Genomic DNA, 22,877 nt, shown 5'->3' with positions numbered 1-22,877 from the left:
GGGACGCAGATCATGAACCACTGGATTTCCCCGCAGCTGGCCGACGTCATCGGCTTTGCGGGCACGGCCTGCATCCTGTTCGCCTATGCCTACATCACCTGGGCCGAGCGCCCGAACGCCTACGTCCAGCACGGCACCAACCTCGTCGGCGCCCTGCTCCTCACCGCCTCGCTCACCGTCCACTTCAACGCCGCCTCGCTCCTGCTCGAGGCGTTCTGGTCGGCGATAGCAATCTGGGGACTGGTGAAGGCGCTGCGCGCGCAGCGCAATTGACGCGCGGGCCCGGCGCCCCCAAGTTCCGCGCCATGATTATCGCCGTCGACGGACCAACCGCTTCGGGCAAGGGCACCATCGCCCGCGCCCTCGCCGCCCATTTCTCGCTGCCCTATCTCGATACCGGCCTGCTCTATCGCGCCGTGGGACGCCAGTGCGCGCTCACCGGAGGCGATCCCGACAAGGCCGAGGACGCGCTTGCCGCCTGCGCCTTTCCCGAGGCGCTGCTTGACGATCCCGAACTGCGCTCGGAGGAAAGCGGCGGCTATGCCAGTCGCGTCTCGATCCACCCGCCGGTGCGCGAGGCGCTCTACGAACGCCAGCGCGCCTTCGTCACGCAGCCGGGCGGCGCGGTGCTCGACGGGCGCGACATCGCCAGCGTGATCGCACCCGAGGCCGAGGCCAAGCTCTTCGTCACCGCCTCGGTCGAGGCGCGTGCGCAGCGCCGTTTCGAGGAAATGGCGGCGCAGGGCCGCGCGGTCACCCTCGAGGCCATCTCGGCCGATCTCGCCGCACGCGACGAGCGCGACCGCAGCCGCAAGGACGCCCCGCTGGTGGTCGCCGAGGGTGCGCTGGTGATCGACACCTCCGCGCTGCGCCGCGAGGAGGCCATTGCCGCCGCCATCGCTGCCGTGGACGCCTTCGCCGCCGCCTGAGCCCCCTGCCCGACCTTGCGGTGCAGCGACCACACAGGCGTGCCTTACCCCTTTTTCGCGCGCGCCATTTTCCTTGCAATCCCCCGCGTTCGCGCGTAGGGCGCGCCGGTCCGAGACCGCGCAATCCCGCAAGGTCGAGGACGCTGCGCATGGTATCCGGCCTGCGTGGCAGTTCGGCCCTTTTGGCCCGCCGATGCAATGGTGCGGATGGCGGTGAAAGACCGGCGGAAAAACCGCCTGGCCGGAAAAATCGATAGAACTGAGGATACCCTCTTAATGGCTACTTCTGCCAATCCGACCCGCGACGATTTCGCGGCGATGCTCGACGAGCAGCTCGGTGGCGTTGCTGACGACGGCTTCGAAGGCCGCGTCGTCAAGGGCACGATCACCGCAATCGAGAACGACAAGGCCGTCATCGACGTAGGCCTCAAGAGCGAAGGCCGCGTGCCGCTGCGCGAGTTCGCGCGCGGTGAAGACGAGCACGGTCTCAAGGTCGGCGACGAAGTCGAAGTCTACGTCGACCGCGTCGAGAACGCCGACGGCGAAGCGATGCTCAGCCGCGACCGCGCCCGCCGCGAAGCCGCCTGGGACAAGCTCGAGAACGAATTCGGTGAAGGCAAGCGCGTCGAAGGCGTGATCTTCGGCCGCGTCAAGGGCGGCTTCACCGTCGACCTCGACGGCGCTGTGGCGTTCCTCCCCGGCTCGCAGGTCGACATCCGCCCCGTGCGCGACGTCACCCCGCTGATGGACGTGCCCCAGCCCTTCCAGATCCTCAAGATGGACCGTCGCCGTGGCAACATCGTCGTGTCGCGCCGCGCCGTCCTCGAAGAGACCCGCGCCGAGCAGCGCAGCGAGCTCATCGACAAGCTGAGCGAAGGCCAGGTTATCGACGGCGTCGTCAAGAACATCACCGACTACGGTGCGTTCGTTGACCTCGGCGGCATCGACGGCCTGCTCCATGTCACCGACATGAGCTACAAGCGCGTCAACCACCCGAGCGAAGTGATCGCCATCGGCGACACCGTCACCGTCCAGATCATCCGCATCAACCAGGACACCCAGCGCATCAGCCTCGGCATGAAGCAGCTGGAAAGCGATCCCTGGGAAGGCGCAGCGGTCAAGTACCCGGTCGGCGCGAAGCTCTCGGGCACCGTCACCAACATCACCGAATACGGCGCCTTCGTGGAGCTGGAGCCGGGCATCGAAGGCCTGGTTCACGTCTCGGAGATGTCCTGGACCAAGAAGAACGTCCACCCCGGCAAGATCGTCTCGACCTCGCAGGAAGTCGAAGTCATGGTTCTCGAGGTCGACAGCGAAAAGCGTCGTATCTCGCTCGGCCTCAAGCAGGCTCAGCAGAACCCCTGGGAAGCCTTCGCCGAGAAGCACCCGGTCGGCTCGACCGTGGAAGGCGAAGTCAAGAACGCGACCGAGTTCGGCCTGTTCATCGGCCTCGATGGCGACGTCGACGGCATGGTCCACATGTCGGACATCGCATGGGGCATCTCGGGCGAGGACGCACTGGCTCTCCACCGCAAGGGCGAGGAAGTCCAGGCCGTGGTTCTCGACGTCGACGTCGACAAGGAGCGCATCTCGCTCGGCATGAAGCAGCTTGAGCGTGGTGCTCCGGCCGCTGGCGGCGTTGCCGCTGCCTCGGGTTCGCTGCGTCGCGGCGAAGTCGTCACTGTCACCGTTCTCGAAGTCCGCGACGGCGGCCTGGAAGTCCAGGCTGGCGAAGATGGCGCCACCGGCTTCATCAAGCGTTCGGACCTCGGCCGCGACCGCGACGAGCAGCGCCCCGACCGCTTCCAGGTCGGCCAGAAGCTCGACGCCATGGTCACCGGTTTCGACCGCTCCAAGAAGCCCAACTTCTCGGTCAAGGCCCGCCAGCTGGCCGAAGAGAAGGAAGCAGTGGAGCAATACGGTTCGTCGGACTCGGGCGCTTCGCTCGGCGACATCCTCGGCGAAGCTCTGAAGGGCCGTTAATCGGACCCTTCAGCCTCACCGAAGCTGAAATCACCAAGAGCCCGTCCGGAGCGATCCGGGCGGGCTTTTGCTTTGCAATGAAACCGGTTAGCCTCGCTGCATGACCCGCGCATCGGTAGTTCGCAGCTTTGGCGCCTTCGGCTTCCCGCTCGCGCTTGTCTTCGTTGGCTACGCCGTTCTCAACCTTGCAGCCTCGTTGCTCGCGCTCCCTCAACTGCCGCAAGCCCTCGGATACGTCGTGGCCGTAGCTGTAGGCGCAACCATCATCACACAGGCGCTATGTATGGGCGGCACCGGCCCGGGATCGGTTCCCATCGACAAGACGCGCCGACACCTGCCGCCCCATTACAAACTGCTGCTTCTTGCAACGCTGGGCTGCGTTGCTTTTTGGGCATGGGACCAGTTCATCGGCGATGCGCCAATCAGAACCATGTTCTCATGGCCGCTCATCGGCGTCGGGTCTGCGCTCGAGTTGGCGATTGCGGCGCGAAGAATGTCCGAAGGCGACCCGGGCACTCGATAGCCAGACCTGACCACAGCACGTGCGTGCGCAAATCCAGCGCGCCTGCCGCCCACCCTCAACCACTTCCTAGCCCTTGCCCGAGCGCCTACAATGGCGCCCAAGGAGAGAGACAATGCTCGAAGTTCACCAGTTCCCTTGCCTGAGCGACAACTACGGCTTCCTGCTGCACGACAGCGAGAGCGGCGAGACGGTCTGCATCGATACGCCCGATGCGGGCGAATACCTGAAGCAGGCTGGCCACAAGGGCTGGCAGATCACGCAGATCTGGAACACCCACTGGCACCCCGATCACGCTGGCGGCAATGGTGCGATCAAGGCCGCGACCGGTTGCAGGATCACCGCGCCTGCGGGCGATGCCGGCAAGATCGAAGGCGTCGACCGCACCGTGGCGCAGGGCGATACCGTCATGATCGGCGAGCGGCGGGCGCAGGTCCTCGACGTGGGCGGCCATACGCTTGGCCATTGCGCCTATTATCTGGGCGGTGCGCATATCGCCTTCGTGGGCGATTCGCTGTTCGCGCTGGGTTGCGGGCGCATGTTCGAAGGCACGCCGGAGCAGTTCTGGGCCAGTCTCAAGCGGCTGCGCGCACTGCCGGGCGGAACGATGCTTTACTGCGCGCACGAATATACCGAGAGCAACCTGCGCTTCGCGCTCCACGCCGATCCCGACAACGAGGCGCTGCAGGCCTATGGCGAGGACATCCGCCGCATGCGCGCCGCCGGTCTTCCCACGGTTCCGACCAAGCTCGAGCGCGAGTGCGAGACCAATCCCTTCCTGCGCGCCGACGACTGCGACCTCGAGGCGCGCTGGTCGGAACTGGGCGGCCGCATCGGCGATCCGGTCGCGACCTTTGCCGCGCTGCGCGCCGCCAAGGATGAATTCTAGGGCATGAGGACGGGCGCGTCAGGCGCGCCCAGCCTTGAAACCGGCCCTGCCGCCAGACCTGCGACCTCTCGTCAGGTCTCGCGGAACGACTGGGTATGGTCGAGCCGGTTCATCACCTCGGCGAGCGGTTCTACGACCGTAACCGAGCGCCCTTCGCCAAAGCGGATGCGGGTGCCCGCATTGACCTCGGAAATGAAGGTCACCTGCGAGGCATTGATCACGGTGGGCGTGCGATCGGTACCGGTCAGCTTGACGAACATCGGGCAACTCTCCTGCTTATGTTTGTACCTTCGTTTCTATGCCGAAGTTCGAAGCGCGAAAAGCGAAACCCTGCATCGCTCGTGCGCACGAATACCGCACACGAAAAAAGCCCCCGTCCGAAGACGGGGGCCTCTTGCTTCACACCGCTTCCTTGCCGGAAGCAGGCGTGGATCAGATCCCGGCGATCGCCTGATTGACGAGAACCGTATCGGCCTCGGCACCATGGTTGGCGCGGATCAGACCTTGGGCGGCAGCAGCCGAAGCGGCGGCAGCTTGGGCGCGCAGTTCGCTGACCGCGGCAAGCTCGGCGGCGCCGATCTTGTCCTGGGCCATACGCTCGCGGCGGGCGATCACGTCGGCGGTGTCCGCCTCGGCCTTGGCGACGATCGCCGAAGCCTCGTGACGGGCATGCTCGACCATGGCCGCCGCGTCCTTCTCGGCGTTAGCGATCTTGTCGGCATATTCCTTGCGCAGGGCTTCCGCCTCCGCACGCAGGACCTTGGCCTCCTCGAGCTGCGCCTTGATGTCGGCGATGCGGCTGTCGAGCCCGCGGCCGATGGCCTTGGGAACGCCCTTCCACAGCGCGATCAGCAGCAGCACGATCATCGAGGTGCTGACGACCGCAGCCGGCGGGGCAAAGCCCAGCAGCAGCGGCTCGGCGTGATGCTCGACGGACTCGTGGGTTTCAGTGGCGCCCGCGAGGGTCGCGGCCTCGTGCTCGAGGCCCTGTTCGACAGTGGCGTTGTCAGCCATGGACCAGGTTCTCCTTCACGGCGGCACGCACGGCGGCATCGTCGAGCGAGAGCCCGGCAACACGGCCGATGATGTCACGGGTGGCGTCGGCGGCGACGTCCTCGATTTCCGCGGCGGCCGAACGGCGGGCTTCGGCGATGCGGGCTTCCGCTTCGGCGACGCGCGCGTCGATGGTCTCTTGCGCGGTGGCAAGGCGGGCTTCGGTTTCGACGGCTGCCTTGGCGCGGGCATCCGCGATCAGGGCCTGGGCCTCGGCGCGGTTCGCGTTTTCACGCGTGCGCCAGGACTCTTCTTCCGCGTCTGCCTGCTTGCGGGCACGCTCTGCGGCGAGAAGGTCGTCGGCAATCTGCTTGTCGCGCTGCGCTACGGTATTCATGATCCCGGGCACCATGCCACGTCCGATGACGAAGAAGGTGAAACCGAAGAACACCAGGATCCAGAAGATCTGGCTGGAATACGTCGCGGCGAGCTGTTCGATCTGAGGCATTTGTCAGCCCTGTCTCGAGGTGGCCGGAAAATTCCGCTTCCGCGGATCCGGTCGTCCCACCAAAGGGCTCGGACGACCGGTCGCGAAAGTCAGTGCGAAGTGATCAGGCGAAGATCAGCAGCGCAGCGATAACGAACGAAAGCAGACCGAGAAGCTCGGCACCGGCGAAGCCGATGAAGAGACGGCCCTGCTGCGCGTCGGCAGCACCCGGGTTGCGCAGCGCGCCTTCGAGGAACTTGGCGAAGACGTTGCCCACGCCGATCGAGGCGAGACCTGCACCGATAGCGGCGAAACCAGCACCGAGCAGCTTTGCAGCTTCTGCGTCCATTTCAAAAAACTCCCTTTGGTATACCGGATTGGCGGTAGATTTGGATCAGTGAAGATTCTCGGCGTCGTTGAGATAGACGCAAGTGAGAAGAGCGAAAACGTAAGCCTGGATGCCGGCGACGAGCAGCTCGAGAGCGCAGATGCCGACCATCAGGATGAAGCTGGGCAGACCGGCGATGGCGAACAGGCCGATGTTGGCGTTGCCGGTGTCGATCACGAAGCTCGAGAGAACCTCGAGCAGGACGTGGCCGGCCATCATAGCGACGAACAGTCGCAGGCCGAGGCTGAACGGGCGCACCAGGAACGAGACCAGTTCGACGAAGAAGATCGGAACGATCATCGCGACCGGCGTACCGTGCGGTACGAACAGCGAGAAGAAGTGCAGCTTGTGCTTCGCGAAGCCGACGATGAGCACGATCGAGAACGAGAGGACCGCGAGCACACCGGTAGCCGAGAAGTGGCTGGTGAAAGTGAAGGCATGCAGCCCGAGAACGCCGATCGGCATGAGGCCGAGCACGTTGGCGAACAGGATGAACATGAACAGCGAGAAGATGTAGGGAACGTACTTCTTGCCGTTGGGGCCGACGTTGGCCGCGAGCATGCCGTCGATGAAGCCGGTGAAGGTCTCTACCGCCATCTGCCAGCGTCCGGGCACCTGCGCGCGCTTGGCGCCGCCGGCCACGAAGACGAGCAGTGCTATGGTGGCGATCGCCATCCACAGTGCACTGTTGGTGAAAGCGATATTATACCCGCCGATGCTCCACCCCTGCGAGCCGAACAGCGGCTCGATGGTGAACTGGTGCATCGGGTCGACTTTCGCTTCGGCTGCCACGCAAGTATCCCTGTCGCATTGGAACGACAGCGCCTTTTTCCGATCCCCCTCTCAGAAAAACAGGGGCAGGATCAGTCCGGGCGCCGGTTCGAAATCCGGATTATGTTCCTGAAGGCGACGAATATCCCGAAGAACATCATCACCAACAGACCCCAGGGACTAGTTCCTGCGAAGTGATCGATCAACCACCCGAGAAACAAACCACCTGCGAGCCCCCCGAGCAATTCGGACAGGACACGGTTCCCCATACGATAGTTCTCGTCGGTTTCCGCCCCTGCTGTCGGCTTGTTGCGTACTTCCTCACGCTTGCGAAGGGCATCGAGCCTTTCGTCGAGCGCGCGGATGCGGGCATCCTCGCCAACCGGGCCTCGGGCTTCGGGCTCATCGTTCATGTCAGCCGGCTCCTCTCTTGCAGGAACGTTGACGCGTTCGACAGCCCTCCGCCTTGGGCGCCGACCCCTTAGGGTGGGGCTTTTCCCGAGTCAACCGTGGCAGGCCACACCCTGCACATCGGGTCTCATACATCGTCATGGCAGTGTCAGCCAGATTTCGGGCGGATCTCGCGCCCGGCATCACTGTGCAGGCGCGGAATTCAGGGAATTGAAGGGGTTTGGCGTCACTTGGGACACGCTCGCGGGCAGGCCCTCGCAGCTGCAGCGCACCCGGACCTAATACTTATGGCCGGGTGCGCAAATACAACAGAATCCGCCTTGCGATCACGGACACTTGGGATCGCGCTCGGGCGCACCCGAGCCGCGGGTCTTCCAGCTGCCGTCGAGGCCCTGGTACTTCTCGCCGGGAGAAGTCTCGAGGATCAGGCGGCAGCCGGTGGTGAAGGCATATTCGTCGATCGTCGAATTGAGGCTCGCTGCCTTGGAGGTGTAGAGCGCTCGGCGCTTGTTGTTGATGTCGCGCACCATTGCGCGCACGTCCGCCGACTGGCTGCCGACGACGCCGAGATAACCGTCACGCTGCTCGCCGATCTGGCCGGCAGAGCGCGCAGCGGCGTAAGCGGGATCGCGCTGCGCGATGGCCGCGCCCGCAAAACCGAGGGTGAGGCCGGCGGCGCCGGCGATGACCAGACCTTTCACTACCGACTTGTTCATCAGAAAATCTCCGGGTTCGCTTCGATCGTGTTCGCCGCATCCGCGTCGAGACGATAGATCACTTCCTGCCTGATATTGATGTTGAGCTCGATCACGATCGGCTTGTCGGGCGCGGTGACGTTGACGCAGCCCCCCAGGCAAGGGACCAGCGCCACCATCGCCGCGCAGGCACGCAGTCCGAGCGGAGCAGAGCCGCGTCCGAATCGTTCGTTCAGGCTGGCTACCCCCGGATCGTGTGCAGGCCGATCGAGGCCCGACGCTATATGCGGCATCATTGTTCATTCTCACTGACTGGAGGCTGAATGGAAATGTAGGCGGGCGTCGCGCCGCCCCCCTCGATAGCCTTGCCCTGCCGATCCACAAGCCCGAGCGTGCGCGGATCGGCGACGAAGCTGGGATCGTAGAGCGAGCGCATCGACCCGAAGAGGGAGAAGAACGGCGCCTTGATGTTGACGATGAAGCGGATCGGCAGCTTGGCGACCTGCTTGGTCAGGAAGTTGCGCGAGGCCCCGGTGCCCTGGCTGAGCCCGTCGAAGCTGATGCGGGTGACGATCTCGCCCGAGATCGAGCCTTCGAGCCCGATGTCCATGCGCTTGTAGTCGACCGACTTGAGCGCATCGAAGGCGAAATTGCCCATCGCCGAGAGGTCCTCGTAGCTCAGCGCGCCGACATAGGCGACATTGCCGCCCGGCTCGCGCGAGGTGAGATAGCCACCCTCGATGCGCCCGCCGTTCTCGTCGAAGACCAGCGGCAGCTCGCCGTCGAACACGCCCGAGGCGCTGATGTTCGAGACCTCGAGATGGCGCACGAAGCTGGCCGCATCGAGGCCGCGCACGGTCAGGGTATAGCGCCGTGTCTCGCTCGCGCCGACGGTCATCGTGCCCGGCTCGAGCGTGAGCGTACCCTCCATGAAAGGCCAGCGCGCGCCGTTGATCGCGAGCAGCAGGTTCTTGCGCAGCTCGAACGAGAGTTCGCCGTCGGTGACCTCGATGCCCGGATTGATCGAGGCCAGCTTCACCCGCTGATCGGGCGCGGTGACCATGCCGAGCAGGTCGGTGAACACGACCTCCCCGCTCATGCCCTTGACCGGGCCGAAGGGCGCGGCGAAGTCGAGACCGTCGCTCGAAAAGCGGCCGGTACTGGTCACGCCCTTCGCGTTCCAGTCGATCCGACCCTTGCCCGCGATGTCGCCCTTGAGATCGGAGACCATGCCCAGCACCAGCCGCGAAACCGATTCGGCGCGCATGCCTTCGTCGAAATGCAGGTCATCGACGGTGAGATCGGCATGGCCGGAGGCATCGTTCAGGCGATGTGTGATGGCGGCGCGCACCACCGCGCGGTCCGAGCCCGGTTCGCGCAGCAGCGTGTTGGCGGTGATCACCCCGTCTTCCAGCCGCAACTTCGCCCCGCGCGAGACAAGCGGCTGGAAGCGCGGCACCTGCTGGCGGTCGACGAGCGTAAAGCTGGCATCGTCGAGCGAGAGCACGCCGTCGGCATAGCGCCAGTTGCCCGCGGCCTGATGCATGTCGAGCGGCACGCTGGCGAGCGCGACGTCGGCTTCGGAGAAAGTCCCGGCGATATCTTCGCCGATCCGCGCATCGATGGTGTCGATGGCGAAACGCGACGGCGTCTCGACCGGCCCGAGGCTGACATCGACATCGCGCGCGGTAAGCACACCGGGCATGGCGAGCCCGACCGCGCCGCTCTTGATGCGCACCGGCGTGTCGCCAAGCGTGCCGGCGAGATCGAGGGCGGGAACGCCCGCCGCGATCTGCACACCCTGCCCGTTCGAACGCACGATGGCGCTGCCCGTCGCCGGGCACACCGGAAGCTGCTGGCGCTGGAGCGTGAGCCCGGCCAGCTCGAGCGAGGCGAAGGAGACCTGCGTGCAGCGGGGCCATAAGGCGAGATCGCCGTTCGCCGCCCAGCGCCCCTCGAGGGGGAGCGAGAGATCGCGCGTCGTGCCACCCGGCACCGCGCCGCTCAGCCGCGCCTTGCCGCTGAACTGCAAGGCGCCGTCGCCCTGCTGGACGAGTGTCAGCTCGGGCAGTTCGAGACGATCCTCGCCAGCCGCGTATTCGGGCATGCGCAAGTGCATCGCCATGCGCCCGCCGCGCTGCGCTTCCATGCGGCCCGAGAGCCTTGGCAGGCCGCGGCCGCCCGTGGTGAAATTGCCGCTGACGCGCGGCGCCTCGTCGCCCTGCCCGAGCATGACCTGCAGGCGCGAGAGATTGACGAGCGCAATGCCGCTCCGCCCGCGCAGGGTGCCGCGCGGGACGACGAGGCTAGCACCCTCGTCGCCGCGCCGCACGACGAGGTTGGCATCGAGCCTGCTGCCGCGCATCTCGCGCGCAAGATTGACGCGCACCTTGTCGATCAGCGCGGCCGCCAGCGTTCCTTGGGCGGATCGTCCGGCGCTCGCGAGCGCGGTGTCGAGTCCCCTGCCCGGCGTGATCGCATCGGCCTTGAGGTCACCTTCGACCTCGAGCCGCGAAAGGCCTCTGGTCGAACGCGCCCGGCCCGAGAAGGCGAGGTCGGCGACGCGTACCTCGTCGGCAACGAAACGGCTCGCGGCCAGATCGTAACGGGCATTGAGCGCCTCATCGCGCCAGGTAACGTTCGCGGTCCCGGTGAGATTGCCCGCCCTGCCCTGCGCGAACCGGGGTGCAGCCACGTCGAGACCGATGATCCCCTCGCCGCCGTTCAGCGTGTCGTCGGCGCGCAGGTCGAGCTTCAGTTCCGTCTTGCCGAGAGCAACGTCGTTTTCGGGACAGGCAAGCGAGGCCAGTCGCAGCGGCCCTTCGAGGCGCGGACGCGCGGCAGCCACGCTGACCTTGCCATAAAGACTCGCGCGCGTGGCGCTGCATCCGGCGAGATCGAGGCGCGGCGCTATCGCCGCGACCTCGCCCTCGAAACCGCCGCGCAAGGCGCCAGCGCCCTCGAGGCTTACCCCGATGCGCCCGGCATCGCTCAGGATCAGTGCACGCCCGTCGACCACCTTGACGTCGAGGTCGGGCAATTCTGCGGGCTTGTCCGAGCTATCGTCGAACAGGACCTTGTCGAGGCTGCCGAAGCTGGCCTTGCCGCCACGCACCGTCCCGTAGAGGCGCGGATGGACGAGCGTGATGCGCCCGATCCCGGGCCAGCCCCATGTGAGGCGGGTGACGACGTGCAGTTCCTCGATGGTCGCATCGGGCCGCGCGGGATCGCCGATGACGACATTGCGCACGACCTGCTCATCCGGCGAGATACGCACGATCTCGTAAGTGGCGGGAAGGCCCAGCTTGTCCAGCTGCCCGGCGATGACGTTGTCGGCGATGTTCTCGCGCAAGGCCCATGCGCCCGCGAGCGCGACAAGCACGACCCCGCCGCCAAGCAATGCCGCGCGGCGGCGGCGCCTGCGCCCGCCCGAGGGCCGCTGCGCATCGTCCGCCGCACCCGAATCGCCGGACACCGGTTCGCCGTCATCGCTCCGGCCGTTATCAAGATCGTTATCGAGCGCCATTCGCTCCATCACTTGCGCTGTGCGTGCCGGAAAGGCAATTGTTGTCAGCACAATGCCTGAGGACAGCCCGCTCTTCGATGAACGGCCCGTAACCGGGGCCGAAAAAGGCCCGCGCGAGACGCGCGGCGGCGAGGCCTGCGGCAATGACCCGAGCGGCCATCGCGCACGCCTGCGCAAGCGCCTTCTTACCGGCGGTCGGGATGCTCTGGCCGATCACGAGGTGATTGAACTCCTGCTCATGCAGGCCGTTCCCCGGCGCGACATGAAACCGCTGGCGCGCAGCCTGATCCAGCGCTTCGGCTCGCTCGCCGGAGTGCTGCAGGCCGATCCGCGCACGCTTGCCGCCCACCCCGGCATGGGCGAAGCCAGCGCCGCAGCGCTCACCATCGTCACTGTCGCCGCGACCCGACTTGCCAGCCAGCGCATCGGCGAGAGACCGGTAATCAGCTCGTGGCAGGCGCTGATCGACTATCTCACGATCGATATGGCGCACCTCACCGTCGAACGCGTGCGCGTACTCTATCTCAATACCAAGAACATGCTGATCCTCGACGATCTTGTCGGCGAAGGTTCGATCGACGAGGCCGCCGTTCACCCGCGCGAAGTGATTCGCCGGGCACTCGACCTGGGTGCGAGCGCGTTGATCATGGTCCACAACCACCCTTCGGGTTCACCCGAACCCAGCCGTGCCGACATCGAGATCACCAACCGCATCGCGGAAGCCGGGCGCCTGCTCGGCGTCACCGTGCACGATCACGTCGTGATCGCGCGCGAGGGCCATGTCTCGCTGCGCGCCCGGGGCCTCATCTGAACATGCGCGGGTACTGACGATGTGCGTAGCCGCCGTGGCCTGGCATGCCGATCGCGACTGGCCGCTGGTCGTCGCCGGAAACCGGGACGAATTCCACGCGCGCGCCAGCGCCCCGCTCGCGCGATGGGAAGAGGCCGAGCCGATGATCGCGGGTCGCGACCTCGTCGGAGGCGGCACCTGGCTTGGCGTGAGCGAGAACGGCCGCTTCGCGCTCGTCACCAATTTTCGCGTGCCCGAAGGCAGCCAGCCGGGCCGCCCGAGCCGCGGCAGGCTGGTCACCGACCTGCTTGCCGGGCGTGCACCCGAGGAGATCGAGGCGATGAACCCGTTCAACCTCATCCACTGCGATCTCGCCCAGGCCTTCTACCTCGGAAACCACCCCGTGCGGCACGAGCCGCTCGAGCCCGGGATCCATGGCCTGTCCAATGGCGGCTTCGACGTGCCCTGGCCCAAGACCCGGCGCGTCGAGATCGCGCTTGCGCGTTTCATCGCCGGCAAGTGCCAGGATGAAAGCGCCCTCTTCGCCAGCCTGCGCGACGCAAGCGCGCCGCCGGCAGCGGTCGGCATTGCCGGTCCAGAGGCGCATCTTGCCCCCGTGTTCATCGAGGACGAAACCTACGGCACGCGCTGTTCGAGCCTGGTCATGGTCGACCGCAATGGTCATGGACGGATCGTCGAGCGCAGCTTTTCGCCGCAGGGCGAGGAAAGCCAATGGCGTGAATTCCGCTTCGAGTGGCGCTAGGCTCAGGAGCTGTCAGCCGGGAGTGGCTGTCGCGAGACAAGTGCAAAACATTACTCAAGCGATTTGGTAGAATAACTTGCTTTGTGCTTGCAGCGTGACGGACTAAGCCGCTAACCAACACGCCGCGCCAACCTGCCCGGCACGATACCAGGGGGACCGATGACTTTCGGCGTGAACATGGCCCATCCGGCCATCATGGGCTGCCTTCTTCTGCTTCTTTTCGCGGCCTTCGCCTTCGAACTGGCCGCCCCCGAAGTCGTCGCCATGGTGCTCGTGGCCGTCCTGCTCATGCTCGGCATTGTCGCGACCGACGACGTGCTCGACGCAATGGGCAATCCGGCACCGCTGACTATTGCCTGCATGTTCATCGTCTCCTCGGCGATGGTGCGCACGGGCGCGCTCGACGTGATCGCAACGCGCATCACGGGCCTTGGCAAGACCCGTCCGACGGTCTCGATCTGCCTGTTCCTGGCGGTGATCGCTACGATGTCGGCCTTCACCAACAATACCCCGCTGGTGATGATGATGATCCCTGTCGGCATGACCATCGCCAAGGAACTCGACATCGCGCCCTCGCGCATCCTGATGCCGATCTCCTTCGCCGCCGTGCTGGGCGGAACGGTCTCGCTGCTGGGCACATCGACCAACATCCTCGTCGACGGCGTCGCGCGCAAGGCCGGGCTCGAGCCGTTCTCGCTGTTCGAGATCGCCCCGGTCGGCGTGATCGTGGCGGTCGTCGGCGTCGCCTGGCTCGGCATCAGCCATCGCATGCTGCCAGAGCGCCATACCGTCGCGGGAGTCAGTGCGGCCAGCGACAACAAGCGCTTCGTCGTCTCGATCTTCATCGAGCCCGGCTCGCCCTACATCGGCGAGCATCCCGAGCATATCGACCTGCTCTCGCGCCCCGAACGGCGCCTTGTCGACGTGCTGCGTGGTGACCGCTCCTTGCGCCGCAACCTCGACGACTATGTCCTCGAGGAAGGCGATATCCTCGTTCTGCGTACGTCCGCGAGCGACCTGATGACGCTCAAGGAAGCGGGCCGTCATACCCTCACCGCCAGCTCGGCGAGCGACCCGCACCTCGTCCAGCTTTCGACGCGCGGTTCGATCATGGTCGAGACGCTGCTCGCCCCGGGGGCCGAGATCATCGGACACACCCTGTTCGAACTGCGCCTGCGCCGCCGCTACGGCGTCTACCCGATCGCGCTGCACCGCAAGGGCACCAACCTGCAGGAGCGCTTCGAACGCGTTCCGCTGCAGGTCGGCGACACATTGCTGATCGAGGGTGCGCCCGACGACCTGCAGCGCCTCGTCGAGGACCAGCAACTCGTCAACATCGCCGAACCCACGACCCGGGGCTATCGCCGCAACAAGGCGTGGATCGCGGTCGGCACGATGCTGGGCATCATCGCAGCGGCCGCCCTCGACCTGATGCCGCTGGCGGGCCTCGCAGTGATGGGCGTCGCAGTGGTTCTGGCGATGCGCTGCGTCGAGCCAGAAGAGGCATTCCGCTCGGTCGACTGGCAGATCATCGCGCTGATCGTCGCGATGCTGACAATCGGGACCGCGCTGGAAAATACCGGCCTGGTCGAATCGATCGTCGCGCTGGCGAAGCCATGGCTGGGCACGATGGGTCCGATCGTGGCGCTATGCGCGATCTATTTCCTCAGCCTCGTCCTCACCGAGCTGGTCACCAACAATGCGGTCGCGGTGGTGGTGACGCCCATCGGCATCAGCCTCGCGCAGGCACTCCACGTCGACCCGCGCCCCTTCGTCGTCGCCGTCATGTTCGCGGCGTCGGCCAGCTTCCTGACGCCGATCGGCTACCAGACCAACACGCTGGTCTATTCGGCGGGCGGCTACAAGTTCACCGACTTCTACAAGTACGGCTTCCCGCTCACCGCACTGGTGGCGGTGACCACGCTGATCGTGATCCCGCTGGTCTGGCCCTTCTGAGGACAAGCCCGGTGTCGGGAAGCCGGTGCGCCCGTCAGGGGGCCGGCTTCTCCAGCACCTCGAGCAGGCGCGGTTCGAACTCGGCAGGCGCCTCGACCTGGGGCGAATGCCCGCGCCCTTCGAACCACACGATCCGCGCCGAGGGCATCCGGGCCGCCGCTTCCTGCGCGACCTCGGGAATCGGCCTCAGCCTGGCCTTGACCGCCTCGGGTGCCTGTCCCTTGCCGAAGGTGGTCGTGTCGAGCCGACCGATCATCAGCGTGACCGGCACCTGCAGAGAGCCGAATTCGTGCGAGACCGGCTGGGTCAGGATCATCTCGGCAGTCTTGGCCTGAGCCAGTTCCACCGCGTCGTCATCGCTCGTCGCATATTGCCCGGCGAGCATGTCGACCCAGCGGTCGTACTCGGGCCGCCAGTTGCCATGGTAGTAGGTGTTGAGCTGATAGCGCTTGATGCTCTCGCGCGTCTTGCCGCGTTCGGTCTCGAGCAGCTTGTCGAGCGGGACATAGGGCACGCCCTCCTCCATGCGGTCGACGAGACCGAGAGGATCGATCAGCACCAGCCGCGCGGTGTCGTCAGGGAACATCAGCGCATAGCGCAAGGCAAGCATGCCCCCGGTCGAATGTGCAAGCACGATGGGCTTCTCGACGCCCGCGCCTTCGAGCAGGCGATGCGTCGCATCGGCCATCATCGCGAAGCTGTACTGCGCCTCGCGCGGCTTGGACGACTTGCAGAAGCCGAGCTGGTCGGGAATGACCACGCGGTAGCCCGCGCCGAGCAGCGCACGCGCCGTGCTTTCCCAGGTCGCGCCGCAGAAGTTCTTGCCGTGAAGCAGGACCACACTTTGCCCGTTGGGATGCTCGGGCGAGACGTCCATGTAGGCCATCTGTGCAGCTTGCGCCCCCACCGTGAGCGGCATGTGCCGGACGGGCCAGGGATAGACGAAATCCTCAAGGTCACTTCCGAGCGGGGTGACGCTTTCCTGCGCGAATGCCGGCAGCGCAACACCGGAAAGCGACAGGCTGGCTGCGGCGAGGCCTGCCTTGAGCAGGTAACGGACTGGGAACAAGGGCGATCTCCTGCATGGTCGGGCACTCGGGAAGGAGCGCACGAGGCGCCGGCAGGCTCCCGCCCGTTCACGGTAAATGCCCGCCAGTCGGCGTGCATGGCAGTGCAATCTTCGCAGCGGACTTGCCTTTCGCGCAAGCCCGCCCTAGCGGACGCCGCGTCAGCCAAAGGAGTCTTGCATGGTCCCCCGTTACGCCCGCCCCGCCATGACCGCGATCTGGGAGCCCGAAGCGCGCTACCGCATCTGGTTCGAGATCGAGGCGCACGCCGCCGTGAAGATGGGCGAGCTGGGAACCGTTCCCGAGGCCGCTGGCAAGGCGCTGTGGGACTGGTGGGCGACCAACCCCAAGGTCGACGTCGAAGCCATCGACGCCAAGGAAGCGGTGCTCAAGCACGATGTGATCGCGTTCCTCGACTGGGTTGCCGAACAGGTCGGCCCCGAGGCACGCTTCATGCATCAGGGCATGACCAGCTCGGACATTCTCGACACCACGCTCAACGTCCAGCTCGTGCGCGCCGCCGACATCCTGCTGGCTGACCTCGACGACCTGCTCGCCGCGATCAAGCGCCGCGCGATGGAGCACAAGTACACCCCCTCGATCGGCCGCAGCCACGGCATCCACGCCGAGCCGGTGACCTTCGGCCTCAAGCTCGCCGAAGCCTACGCCGAGTTCTCCCGCGCGAAGAAGCGCCTGATCGCGGCGCGCGAGGAAGTCGCGACTTGCGCGATCTCCGGCGCGGTCGGCACCTTCGCCAACGTCGATCCCTCGGTCGAGGTCTATGTCGCCGACAAGATGGGCCTCGAGATCGAGCCGGTCTCGACCCAGGTCATCCCCCGCGACCGCCACGCCATGTTCTTCGCGACGCTGGGCGTCATCGCCAGCTCGATCGAGCGCGTCGCCGTCGAAGTCCGCCACCTCCAGCGCACCGAAGTGCTCGAGGCCGAGGAATACTTCTCGCCGGGCCAGAAGGGCTCCTCGGCGATGCCGCACAAGCGCAACCCGATCCTCACCGAGAACCTCACCGGCCAGGCCCGCATCATCCGCTCCTACGCGATGCCCGCGATGGAGAACGTGGCGCTGTGGCACGAGCGCGACATCTCGCACTCCTCGGTCGAGCGCTTCATCGGTCCCGACGCGACGATCACGCTCGACTTCGCGCTCGCGCGTCTCACCGGCGTCATCGACAAGCTGCTCGTCTACCCCGAGCGCATGCAGAAGAACCTCGACCGCATGGGCGGCCTCGTCCACTCGCAGCGCGTCCTGCTCGCCCTCACCCAGGCGGGTCTCTCGCGCGACACCTCCTACCGCCTCGTCCAGCGCAACGCGATGAAGGTGTGGGAATCGGACGGCCAGCTTTCCCTCATGGAGCTGCTCAAGGCCGACGAGGAAGTGGCTGCAGCGCTCACGGCCGAGCAGATCGAGGAGAAGTTCAACCTCGACTACCACTTCAAGCACGTCGACACGATCTTCGATCGCGTCTTCGCCGACTGATCCAACAGGCGGCTGGCGCGCCCGTGGCCCCTGCCACGCAGCCTGCCAGCCGCCGTCGGCCCCGAGGGCCGCCACGAGGCCGCGCCAAGGCCTTCCCTTGACCCGATTTACCGCCTAGCATCGCGCCCGTAATCTGAACGCCGCACGGGCAAGCGCCCTTACGCAGCAGTCCGGCGCCAAGCGCCGCACCGGCGCAGCAAGGCAGGAGGAAGCATGAAGTTCGTCCGCACCCTGACGTGGATCGTGATCACCGCCGTCCTCGTCTCCTTCATCGCGATGAACTGGGTCAAGGTGCCGGTCAATTTCTGGCCGCTCGACGATGGCAACTACATCCATTTCCAGTGGCCGGTCGGCTTCGTCGCGCTGTTCTTCTTCGCCCTCGGCGTGATCCCGGTCTGGCTCTACTTCCGCGCGATGCGCTGGCGTCTCAACCGCCGCATCGCCAGCCTCGAGAACACCCTGCGCGCCAGTTCCATGCCTGCCGAAACCGCACCTGCTGCCCTCGCCGCAGAACCGACGGTCGAAACCGGCACGACGACGACCGCTTCAAACCCCGCACCGGATGCCTGACACGATGAGCAACAACCCGATCTATCTCGCCCTCGACCTGCCCCGCCTCGACGCTGCCGAGGCCATGGCGCGCAAGGTCGCGAGCCACATCGGCGGGATCAAGCTCGGGCTCGAGTTCTTCTGCGCCCACGGCCACCACGGCGTGCGCGAGCTGCAGAAGCTGGGCCTGCCGATCTTCCTCGATCTCAAGCTCCACGACATCCCCAACACCGTCGCCGCCGCGATGCAGGCGATCCACGTGCTCGAACCGGCCATCGTCACCATCCACGCCACCGGCGGGCGCGCGATGATGGAGGATGCCAAGGCGGCCGCGGGCGAGAACACCAAGGTCGTCGCGGTGACCGTGCTCACCAGCCTCGACAGCGACGATCTGGGCGCCATCGGTATCAAGGCCGACCCGATGGAGCAGGCCCTGCGCCTTGCCGAGCTCTCGCAGGCCGCAGGGCTCGACGGCATCGTATGCTCGGGCCACGAGGTCGGCGCGATCCACAAGCAGTGGAAGGACGGCTTCTTCGTCGTGCCCGGCCTGCGCCTGCCCGACGGCAAGCATTCGGACCAGAAGCGCATCGTCTCGCCGCGCGAGGCACGCGATGCGGGCGCGAGCGTGCTCGTCATCGGCCGTCCGATCCGTGGCGCCGAGGACCCGCTCGCCGCAGCGCGCGCCATCGAGGCCACGCTCTAGGCAATCCCGATTGGGGGGGGGCGTCGGCGACCTAATCGCCGCTGCCGCCCTCGCCTCCTTTTCCGTTCAGCCGTGCGAAACAAGCGCTGCGCCAGACCGTTGCCCTCACTCGACGCAGCGAGCGCACGGCGATGCGCGCGCACGAGAGGATGGTGGTTCGCGCCGCCAATGGTGGCGCGAGGATTAAGGAGTGCGACGAATGAAAACCAAGGCCCTGATGAGCGCCGTACTGATGGGCGCCGGTGTGCTGGCCCTTCCCGGCCTGGCCGCGCCCGCGCAGGCGCAGGACCTGCCCGTCCAGCCGATCGCGACCGGCAACACCCTGCTCAGCATCAATGCCGAGGGTACCTCCAACCGCGAGCCCGACATGGCGGTGTTCAATGCGGGCGTGACCACCCAAGGGGCCAGCGCCAGCGCCGCGCTCTCCGAGAATTCGACGCGCATGAACGCGGTCTTTGCCGCGCTCAAGCGCGCAGGGATCGCCGAGAAGGACATCCAGACCAGCAACCTCTCGGTCAGCCCGGTCTATGCGCAGCCCGCCCGCCGCCCCGACGGCAGCTACGACGAGAGCGAGCGCAAGATCGTCGCCTACCAGGTCAGCAACAATGTCTCGGTGCGCCAGCGCAAGCTCGCCGACTACGGCAAGGTGATCGACGCACTGGTCTCGGCAGGAGCCAACGAGGTCAGTGGCCCGAGCTTCACCCTCTCGCAGCCCGAGGAGGCCGAGACCGAGGCGCGCACTGCCGCGATCAAGGCCGCTCGCGAACGCGCCCAGCTCTACGCCAGTGCGGCGGGCCTGAGCGTCGTGCGCATCGTCTCGATCAGCGAGAGCGGTGGCTATTCGCGACCGATCGTCGTCACCGCCAGCAAGCGGATGGCCGATGCGGCCCCTGCCCCTTCCCCGGTCGCGGCAGGAGAGGTCGAGGTGACCGCACGTCTTTCGGTTCAGTTCGAGCTTGCACCCTGATCGCGCGCCATTGCCGCCCGGCAGTGAAACCCGGCATGACCCCTGCCCACCATTGCGGCAGGGGTTTTTACCGGTAGAAGGCAGGCCATGACCACGCCTGCCATCAAGATCTGCGGTATCTCCACCAGCGAAGCGCTCGACGCGGCGATCCGCGCGCGGGCCGATTACGCCGGTTTCGTCTTCTTCGCGAAGAGCCCGCGCAACGTCACCCCCCGCGAGGCCGCGCAGCTCTCTGCGCGCGCGGCCGGCCGGATCGCGCGCGTCGGCCTCTTCGTCGATGCCGACGATGCGACGATCGGCGAGGCCATGGAGGCAGCGAGCCTCGATGTCCTCCAGCTCCATGGCAAGGAAACGCCCGAACGCGCCGCCCAGCTCGGCGCGCGGTTCGGCGTCGCGGTGTGGAAGGCGTTGAGCGTCGCCAGCGCCGCCGACGTGTCGCGTGCAACCGATTATGCCGGGGCCGTCGAGCGCGTGCTGTTCGACGCCAAGACGCCCAAGGGCACGCTGCCGGGCGGCATGGGCCTCAGCTTCGACTGGTCGCTGGTCGCCAACTGGAAGGGGCCTGTGGCCTGGGGACTTGCCGGAGGCCTCGCGCCCGGCAACGTCGCCGAGGCCATCGTGCGCACCGCCACCCCGCTGGTCGACACCTCCTCGGGCGTCGAGAGCGCGCCGGGCGTCAAGGACGAGGGCCTGATCGCGCGCTTCTGCGAGGCGGTCCGCAGCGCGGGCTGACAGCCCTAGTCGCGCCACTTCAGGAGCCCTCCACCCCTATCCCGCTCAGCCTGAGCCTGTCGAAGGCCCCGAAAGCAGGCGCTGGCATTCATGCTTCGACAAGCTCGGCATGGGCGGAAGGCGGATATAGCGCAGGACGATATCGAAGGCTGGGCGCACCGCCCGCAGCCTAGGCCGCGTGGACAAATTCGGCAGTGACCGGAGCGACCGACTTGGGTGGATAGCGGACATTGAACCCGGAAATTCAGCGCTTGTTCTTGAACTGTAGATCGTTCTGACCCCAGCCTGCCAGTTTGGGGCTGACGCTTTTATTCAATTGCTCAAGGACATATCCTGTTGGCAATGTCCTCCGTAAGCACGCCTCCATCTTGGAGCTCAACTTCCCAAAAAAAAGTCTATCCGGCATTTGGAGGGGCTCGTTGGGCTTTCCTTCACCGACATACGTTTTAATTGTGTATTCCCGGATTTTGCAATCATCAGCAATCTTGGGAACAAGCGAATAGCTTCCATCGCGATCGAAAAGATATAGAACGGGATAATCGGGGTCGTGGTAGTGAGATTAATTGAGCAGATTTTCAGGGTGTTTACGCTGCTTATCTTCCAATGTCGGCATATATGCCAACCACTCAGCTTTCATCTCGTCGTGGTCATCTTGCCCGAGCCAGAGAAGATATCCGACGTCCGCCAATCCGATAATAGCCGCAGTCAGCAGCAAGATTCTTCGTTTTATAGCCATTTCTCGACCGAAATATCAGGTGAAACCGCCACGGTCCAACGTCCGACAAGGGGCGAAACCGGACGTTCGAACTTGTCCACGCCCCCTAGAACATGAAGCCGATCCCGAAGACGAGGCCGTCCTTGTCGCGCTCGTCCTCGACCAGCAGGTGCTTGAACTCGACCTTGGCGTAGATCTCCTCGGCGATCTCCTGCTCCCAGCCGGCGGTCAGCGCCACAGCGTGCCCGCAGTCCGCGCATTCCTTCGTCTGCCATGCCCCGCCGACAAAAAGCTTGCCGCCCGAAAGCATCGTGCGCCCGAAACGTCCGCCGACGCCCCAGGCCACGCGCCTGTCCTCTTCAAGTTCCTTCTCGGCGGTGACCTCGATGCCCCAGAAGTGCGCTTCGTCGATGTCGAAGTCGTGCCCGACCGCGATCCCGGTCACCACGGCGCTTTCCTCGCGGTTCCAGTTCAGCCCGCCAATCGGCTCGATGTAGCTTTCGTCGGCGCGCACCGGCGGTGCCCCAAGGCCGATGCCGGTGAGAAGCAAGAGGCTGCCAAGGACCCTGCGCATCCGGGAACTCCCGTTCGTCCGCTCCGGCAAATGCCCGGATCGCCCGGCAGGCTAGCGGCTGCGTGCTACGGACAAACTCGGGAGAGACCCCGAGACCCGAGCCGGATCGTCCGCGAACCCAGCGCAGCGCCACGCGCGCCCCTCTATCGCCCTCATGCACGGGCTAGACGAAGAAAAGGCGCCTCCCGCGAGGGAGACGCCCTTTTTCCGACATTCGCTGAGAGGTAGACAGCGTCAGTCGATTGCCGCCGCGCAACCGGTGCCTCTCGGTGGCCGATCCGGTTGCGCAGCCGCGATCAGAACTTCACGCCGACGCCGACGAGGCCCTGGTCTGCATCGGGGGTGTTGTCGCCCACGAGCAGGTGCTTGTACTCGGCCTTGACATAGTAACGCTGGCCGATGTCCTGCTGGACGCCGCCGCCAACGCCCACGGCGCTGTTGCAGAAACGGCAGTACTTCGACTGCCAGTTGGCTGCAGCATAGACCTTGGTCGCCGGGGTCACCTTGAAGCCCGCACGGCCACCGATACCCCAGCTCACGCGGGTGTTGTCGGTCAGAATCTTGTCGGCCGAGCCTTCGATACCAACGAAGGTGCTCTCACCGAGGTCGTAGTCGTAACCGGCACCGATGCCGATCACGGCCTCGCTGTCGCTGCCGTCCCAGATCACGCCGCCGTGCGCCTCGACGCGGGCTTCGTTGGCAAGTGCGGGGGTGGCTGCGGCTGCAGCGGCAACGGCTGCGAGCGAAACGAGTGCAATACGCATAACTTAGTACTCCAACATGTCAGCCCCGACCCTCATCGGGGCGCGTCCCTCTGCGGGGACGAGCGGGCCGTTGCGCCTCGCTTCCTTTCACGCAGATGAACAGAATATTTCAATATGACCCCGAAACGTCATATTTCTGCGGTACAGAGACAGATTATTGCTATGGTCACGTTTGCACTTGCATTCTTTGCATTTGTAAACGATCACTCAC

Annotated in this window: 25 protein-coding genes; 13 read left to right on the top strand and 12 right to left on the bottom strand. The window is 65.8% G+C overall.

Going from position 1 to position 22,877, the window contains the following annotated elements:
• Positions 1 to 12 precede the first annotated feature (12 nt).
• The 5 genes from I5E68_RS08105 (at position 13) to gloB (ending at position 4,321) form a co-directional block, all read left to right on the top strand.
• Positions 13 to 273, top strand: coding sequence for a CBU_0592 family membrane protein (locus I5E68_RS08105; RefSeq protein ID WP_197162762.1), 261 nt, complete (start codon positions 13 to 15; stop codon positions 271 to 273).
• Positions 274 to 305: 32 nt separating this feature from the next.
• On the top strand, positions 306 to 929 hold the full coding sequence (locus I5E68_RS08100; protein ID WP_197162760.1) for a (d)CMP kinase: 624 nt from the start codon (positions 306 to 308) through the stop codon (positions 927 to 929).
• Positions 930 to 1,205: 276 nt separating this feature from the next.
• Positions 1,206 to 2,912, top strand: a complete 1,707-nt coding sequence (rpsA, locus tag I5E68_RS08095; RefSeq protein WP_197162758.1) for a 30S ribosomal protein S1 — start codon at positions 1,206 to 1,208, stop codon at positions 2,910 to 2,912.
• Between the two features lie 100 nt (positions 2,913 to 3,012).
• A complete protein-coding gene (locus I5E68_RS08090; RefSeq protein ID WP_197162756.1) occupies positions 3,013 to 3,435 on the top strand; it encodes a hypothetical protein in 423 nt (140 codons plus the stop codon).
• 112 nt (positions 3,436 to 3,547) lie between these two features.
• A complete protein-coding gene (gene gloB / locus I5E68_RS08085) occupies positions 3,548 to 4,321 on the top strand; it encodes a hydroxyacylglutathione hydrolase (protein WP_197162753.1) in 774 nt (257 codons plus the stop codon).
• A 71-nt stretch (positions 4,322 to 4,392) separates the two neighbouring features.
• Here gloB and I5E68_RS08080 read toward each other — a convergent pair whose 3' ends face one another.
• From I5E68_RS08080 to I5E68_RS08040, 9 genes are all read right to left on the bottom strand, one after another.
• Positions 4,393 to 4,581: a hypothetical protein gene (locus tag I5E68_RS08080; RefSeq protein ID WP_197162751.1), complete on the bottom strand. Its 189-nt coding sequence runs from the start codon at positions 4,579 to 4,581 to the stop codon at positions 4,393 to 4,395.
• Between the two features lie 172 nt (positions 4,582 to 4,753).
• Positions 4,754 to 5,335 carry a F0F1 ATP synthase subunit B family protein gene (locus I5E68_RS08075; RefSeq protein WP_197162749.1) on the bottom strand — a complete coding sequence of 194 codons (582 nt, stop codon included), beginning with the start codon at positions 5,333 to 5,335 and terminating at the stop codon, positions 4,754 to 4,756.
• Positions 5,328 to 5,822, bottom strand: coding sequence for a F0F1 ATP synthase subunit B (locus I5E68_RS08070; RefSeq protein WP_197162747.1), 495 nt, complete (start codon positions 5,820 to 5,822; stop codon positions 5,328 to 5,330). Before I5E68_RS08070 ends, I5E68_RS08075 begins: the two co-directional genes overlap by 8 nt.
• A 103-nt stretch (positions 5,823 to 5,925) precedes the next feature.
• Positions 5,926 to 6,150: a F0F1 ATP synthase subunit C gene (locus I5E68_RS08065; protein WP_008833283.1), complete on the bottom strand. Its 225-nt coding sequence runs from the start codon at positions 6,148 to 6,150 to the stop codon at positions 5,926 to 5,928.
• A gap of 45 nt (positions 6,151 to 6,195) precedes the next feature.
• Entirely contained in the window at positions 6,196 to 6,981 is a 786-nt protein-coding gene (locus I5E68_RS08060) for a F0F1 ATP synthase subunit A (protein ID WP_197162744.1), read from the bottom strand.
• Positions 6,982 to 7,052: 71 nt separating this feature from the next.
• Positions 7,053 to 7,373 carry an AtpZ/AtpI family protein gene (locus tag I5E68_RS08055; RefSeq protein WP_197162742.1) on the bottom strand — a complete coding sequence of 107 codons (321 nt, stop codon included), beginning with the start codon at positions 7,371 to 7,373 and terminating at the stop codon, positions 7,053 to 7,055.
• Between the two features lie 324 nt (positions 7,374 to 7,697).
• A complete protein-coding gene (locus I5E68_RS08050; protein WP_197162740.1) occupies positions 7,698 to 8,087 on the bottom strand; it encodes a YdbL family probable chaperone protein in 390 nt (129 codons plus the stop codon).
• Positions 8,087 to 8,359 carry a YnbE family lipoprotein gene (locus I5E68_RS20115; protein WP_228726884.1) on the bottom strand — a complete coding sequence of 91 codons (273 nt, stop codon included), beginning with the start codon at positions 8,357 to 8,359 and terminating at the stop codon, positions 8,087 to 8,089. The genes I5E68_RS08050 and I5E68_RS20115 overlap by 1 nt, the downstream gene beginning before the upstream one ends.
• Positions 8,359 to 11,592: an intermembrane phospholipid transport YdbH family protein gene (locus I5E68_RS08040; protein ID WP_197162738.1), complete on the bottom strand. Its 3,234-nt coding sequence runs from the start codon at positions 11,590 to 11,592 to the stop codon at positions 8,359 to 8,361. The genes I5E68_RS20115 and I5E68_RS08040 overlap by 1 nt, the downstream gene beginning before the upstream one ends.
• A 52-nt stretch (positions 11,593 to 11,644) precedes the next feature.
• Between I5E68_RS08040 and radC the strand changes: the two genes are divergently transcribed.
• The 3 genes from radC to I5E68_RS08025 all read left to right on the top strand — a co-directional run bounded on the left by radC (position 11,645) and on the right by I5E68_RS08025 (position 15,101).
• A complete protein-coding gene (radC, locus tag I5E68_RS08035) occupies positions 11,645 to 12,403 on the top strand; it encodes a RadC family protein (protein ID WP_197162736.1) in 759 nt (252 codons plus the stop codon).
• A gap of 19 nt (positions 12,404 to 12,422) precedes the next feature.
• Positions 12,423 to 13,145, top strand: coding sequence for an NRDE family protein (locus tag I5E68_RS08030; RefSeq protein WP_197162734.1), 723 nt, complete (start codon positions 12,423 to 12,425; stop codon positions 13,143 to 13,145).
• 159 nt (positions 13,146 to 13,304) lie between these two features.
• Positions 13,305 to 15,101 (top strand): SLC13 family permease, encoded by a 1,797-nt coding sequence (locus tag I5E68_RS08025; RefSeq protein ID WP_197162732.1) that lies wholly within the window; start codon positions 13,305 to 13,307, stop codon positions 15,099 to 15,101.
• 34 nt (positions 15,102 to 15,135) lie between these two features.
• On the opposite strand, the gene I5E68_RS08020 is transcribed toward I5E68_RS08025, so the two are convergent.
• Positions 15,136 to 16,170 (bottom strand): alpha/beta fold hydrolase, encoded by a 1,035-nt coding sequence (locus I5E68_RS08020; protein ID WP_228726883.1) that lies wholly within the window; start codon positions 16,168 to 16,170, stop codon positions 15,136 to 15,138.
• A gap of 178 nt (positions 16,171 to 16,348) precedes the next feature.
• On the opposite strand from I5E68_RS08020, the gene purB reads away from it, so the two are divergent.
• The 5 genes from purB to I5E68_RS07995 all read left to right on the top strand — a co-directional run bounded on the left by purB (position 16,349) and on the right by I5E68_RS07995 (position 20,613).
• Positions 16,349 to 17,662 carry an adenylosuccinate lyase gene (gene purB, locus I5E68_RS08015; protein WP_197162730.1) on the top strand — a complete coding sequence of 438 codons (1,314 nt, stop codon included), beginning with the start codon at positions 16,349 to 16,351 and terminating at the stop codon, positions 17,660 to 17,662.
• Between the two features lie 213 nt (positions 17,663 to 17,875).
• Positions 17,876 to 18,232: a lipopolysaccharide assembly protein LapA domain-containing protein gene (locus I5E68_RS08010; RefSeq protein WP_197162728.1), complete on the top strand. Its 357-nt coding sequence runs from the start codon at positions 17,876 to 17,878 to the stop codon at positions 18,230 to 18,232.
• Positions 18,233 to 18,236: 4 nt separating this feature from the next.
• Positions 18,237 to 18,914: an orotidine-5'-phosphate decarboxylase gene (gene pyrF / locus I5E68_RS08005; protein ID WP_197162726.1), complete on the top strand. Its 678-nt coding sequence runs from the start codon at positions 18,237 to 18,239 to the stop codon at positions 18,912 to 18,914.
• Positions 18,915 to 19,113: 199 nt separating this feature from the next.
• Positions 19,114 to 19,881, top strand: coding sequence for an SIMPL domain-containing protein (locus I5E68_RS08000; protein ID WP_197162724.1), 768 nt, complete (start codon positions 19,114 to 19,116; stop codon positions 19,879 to 19,881).
• Positions 19,882 to 19,968: 87 nt separating this feature from the next.
• The gene (locus I5E68_RS07995) at positions 19,969 to 20,613 is read left to right on the top strand and encodes a phosphoribosylanthranilate isomerase (RefSeq protein WP_197162721.1); all 645 of its coding nucleotides are present in this window, start codon (positions 19,969 to 19,971) and stop codon (positions 20,611 to 20,613) included.
• A gap of 821 nt (positions 20,614 to 21,434) precedes the next feature.
• On the opposite strand, the gene I5E68_RS07990 is transcribed toward I5E68_RS07995, so the two are convergent.
• Both I5E68_RS07990 and I5E68_RS07985 read right to left on the bottom strand, forming a co-directional pair.
• Positions 21,435 to 21,902 (bottom strand): hypothetical protein, encoded by a 468-nt coding sequence (locus I5E68_RS07990; RefSeq protein ID WP_197162720.1) that lies wholly within the window; start codon positions 21,900 to 21,902, stop codon positions 21,435 to 21,437.
• A 296-nt stretch (positions 21,903 to 22,198) separates the two neighbouring features.
• Positions 22,199 to 22,666, bottom strand: a complete 468-nt coding sequence (locus tag I5E68_RS07985) for an outer membrane protein (protein ID WP_197162718.1) — start codon at positions 22,664 to 22,666, stop codon at positions 22,199 to 22,201.
• Positions 22,667 to 22,877: the final 211 nt, after the last annotated feature.

This window comes from Novosphingobium aureum, from assembly GCF_015865035.1.
GTDB lineage: Bacteria > Pseudomonadota > Alphaproteobacteria > Sphingomonadales > Sphingomonadaceae > Novosphingobium > Novosphingobium aureum.
The sequence above is the reverse complement of the archived record's forward strand: the minus strand, read 5'-3'. Positions and strand labels throughout refer to the sequence as shown.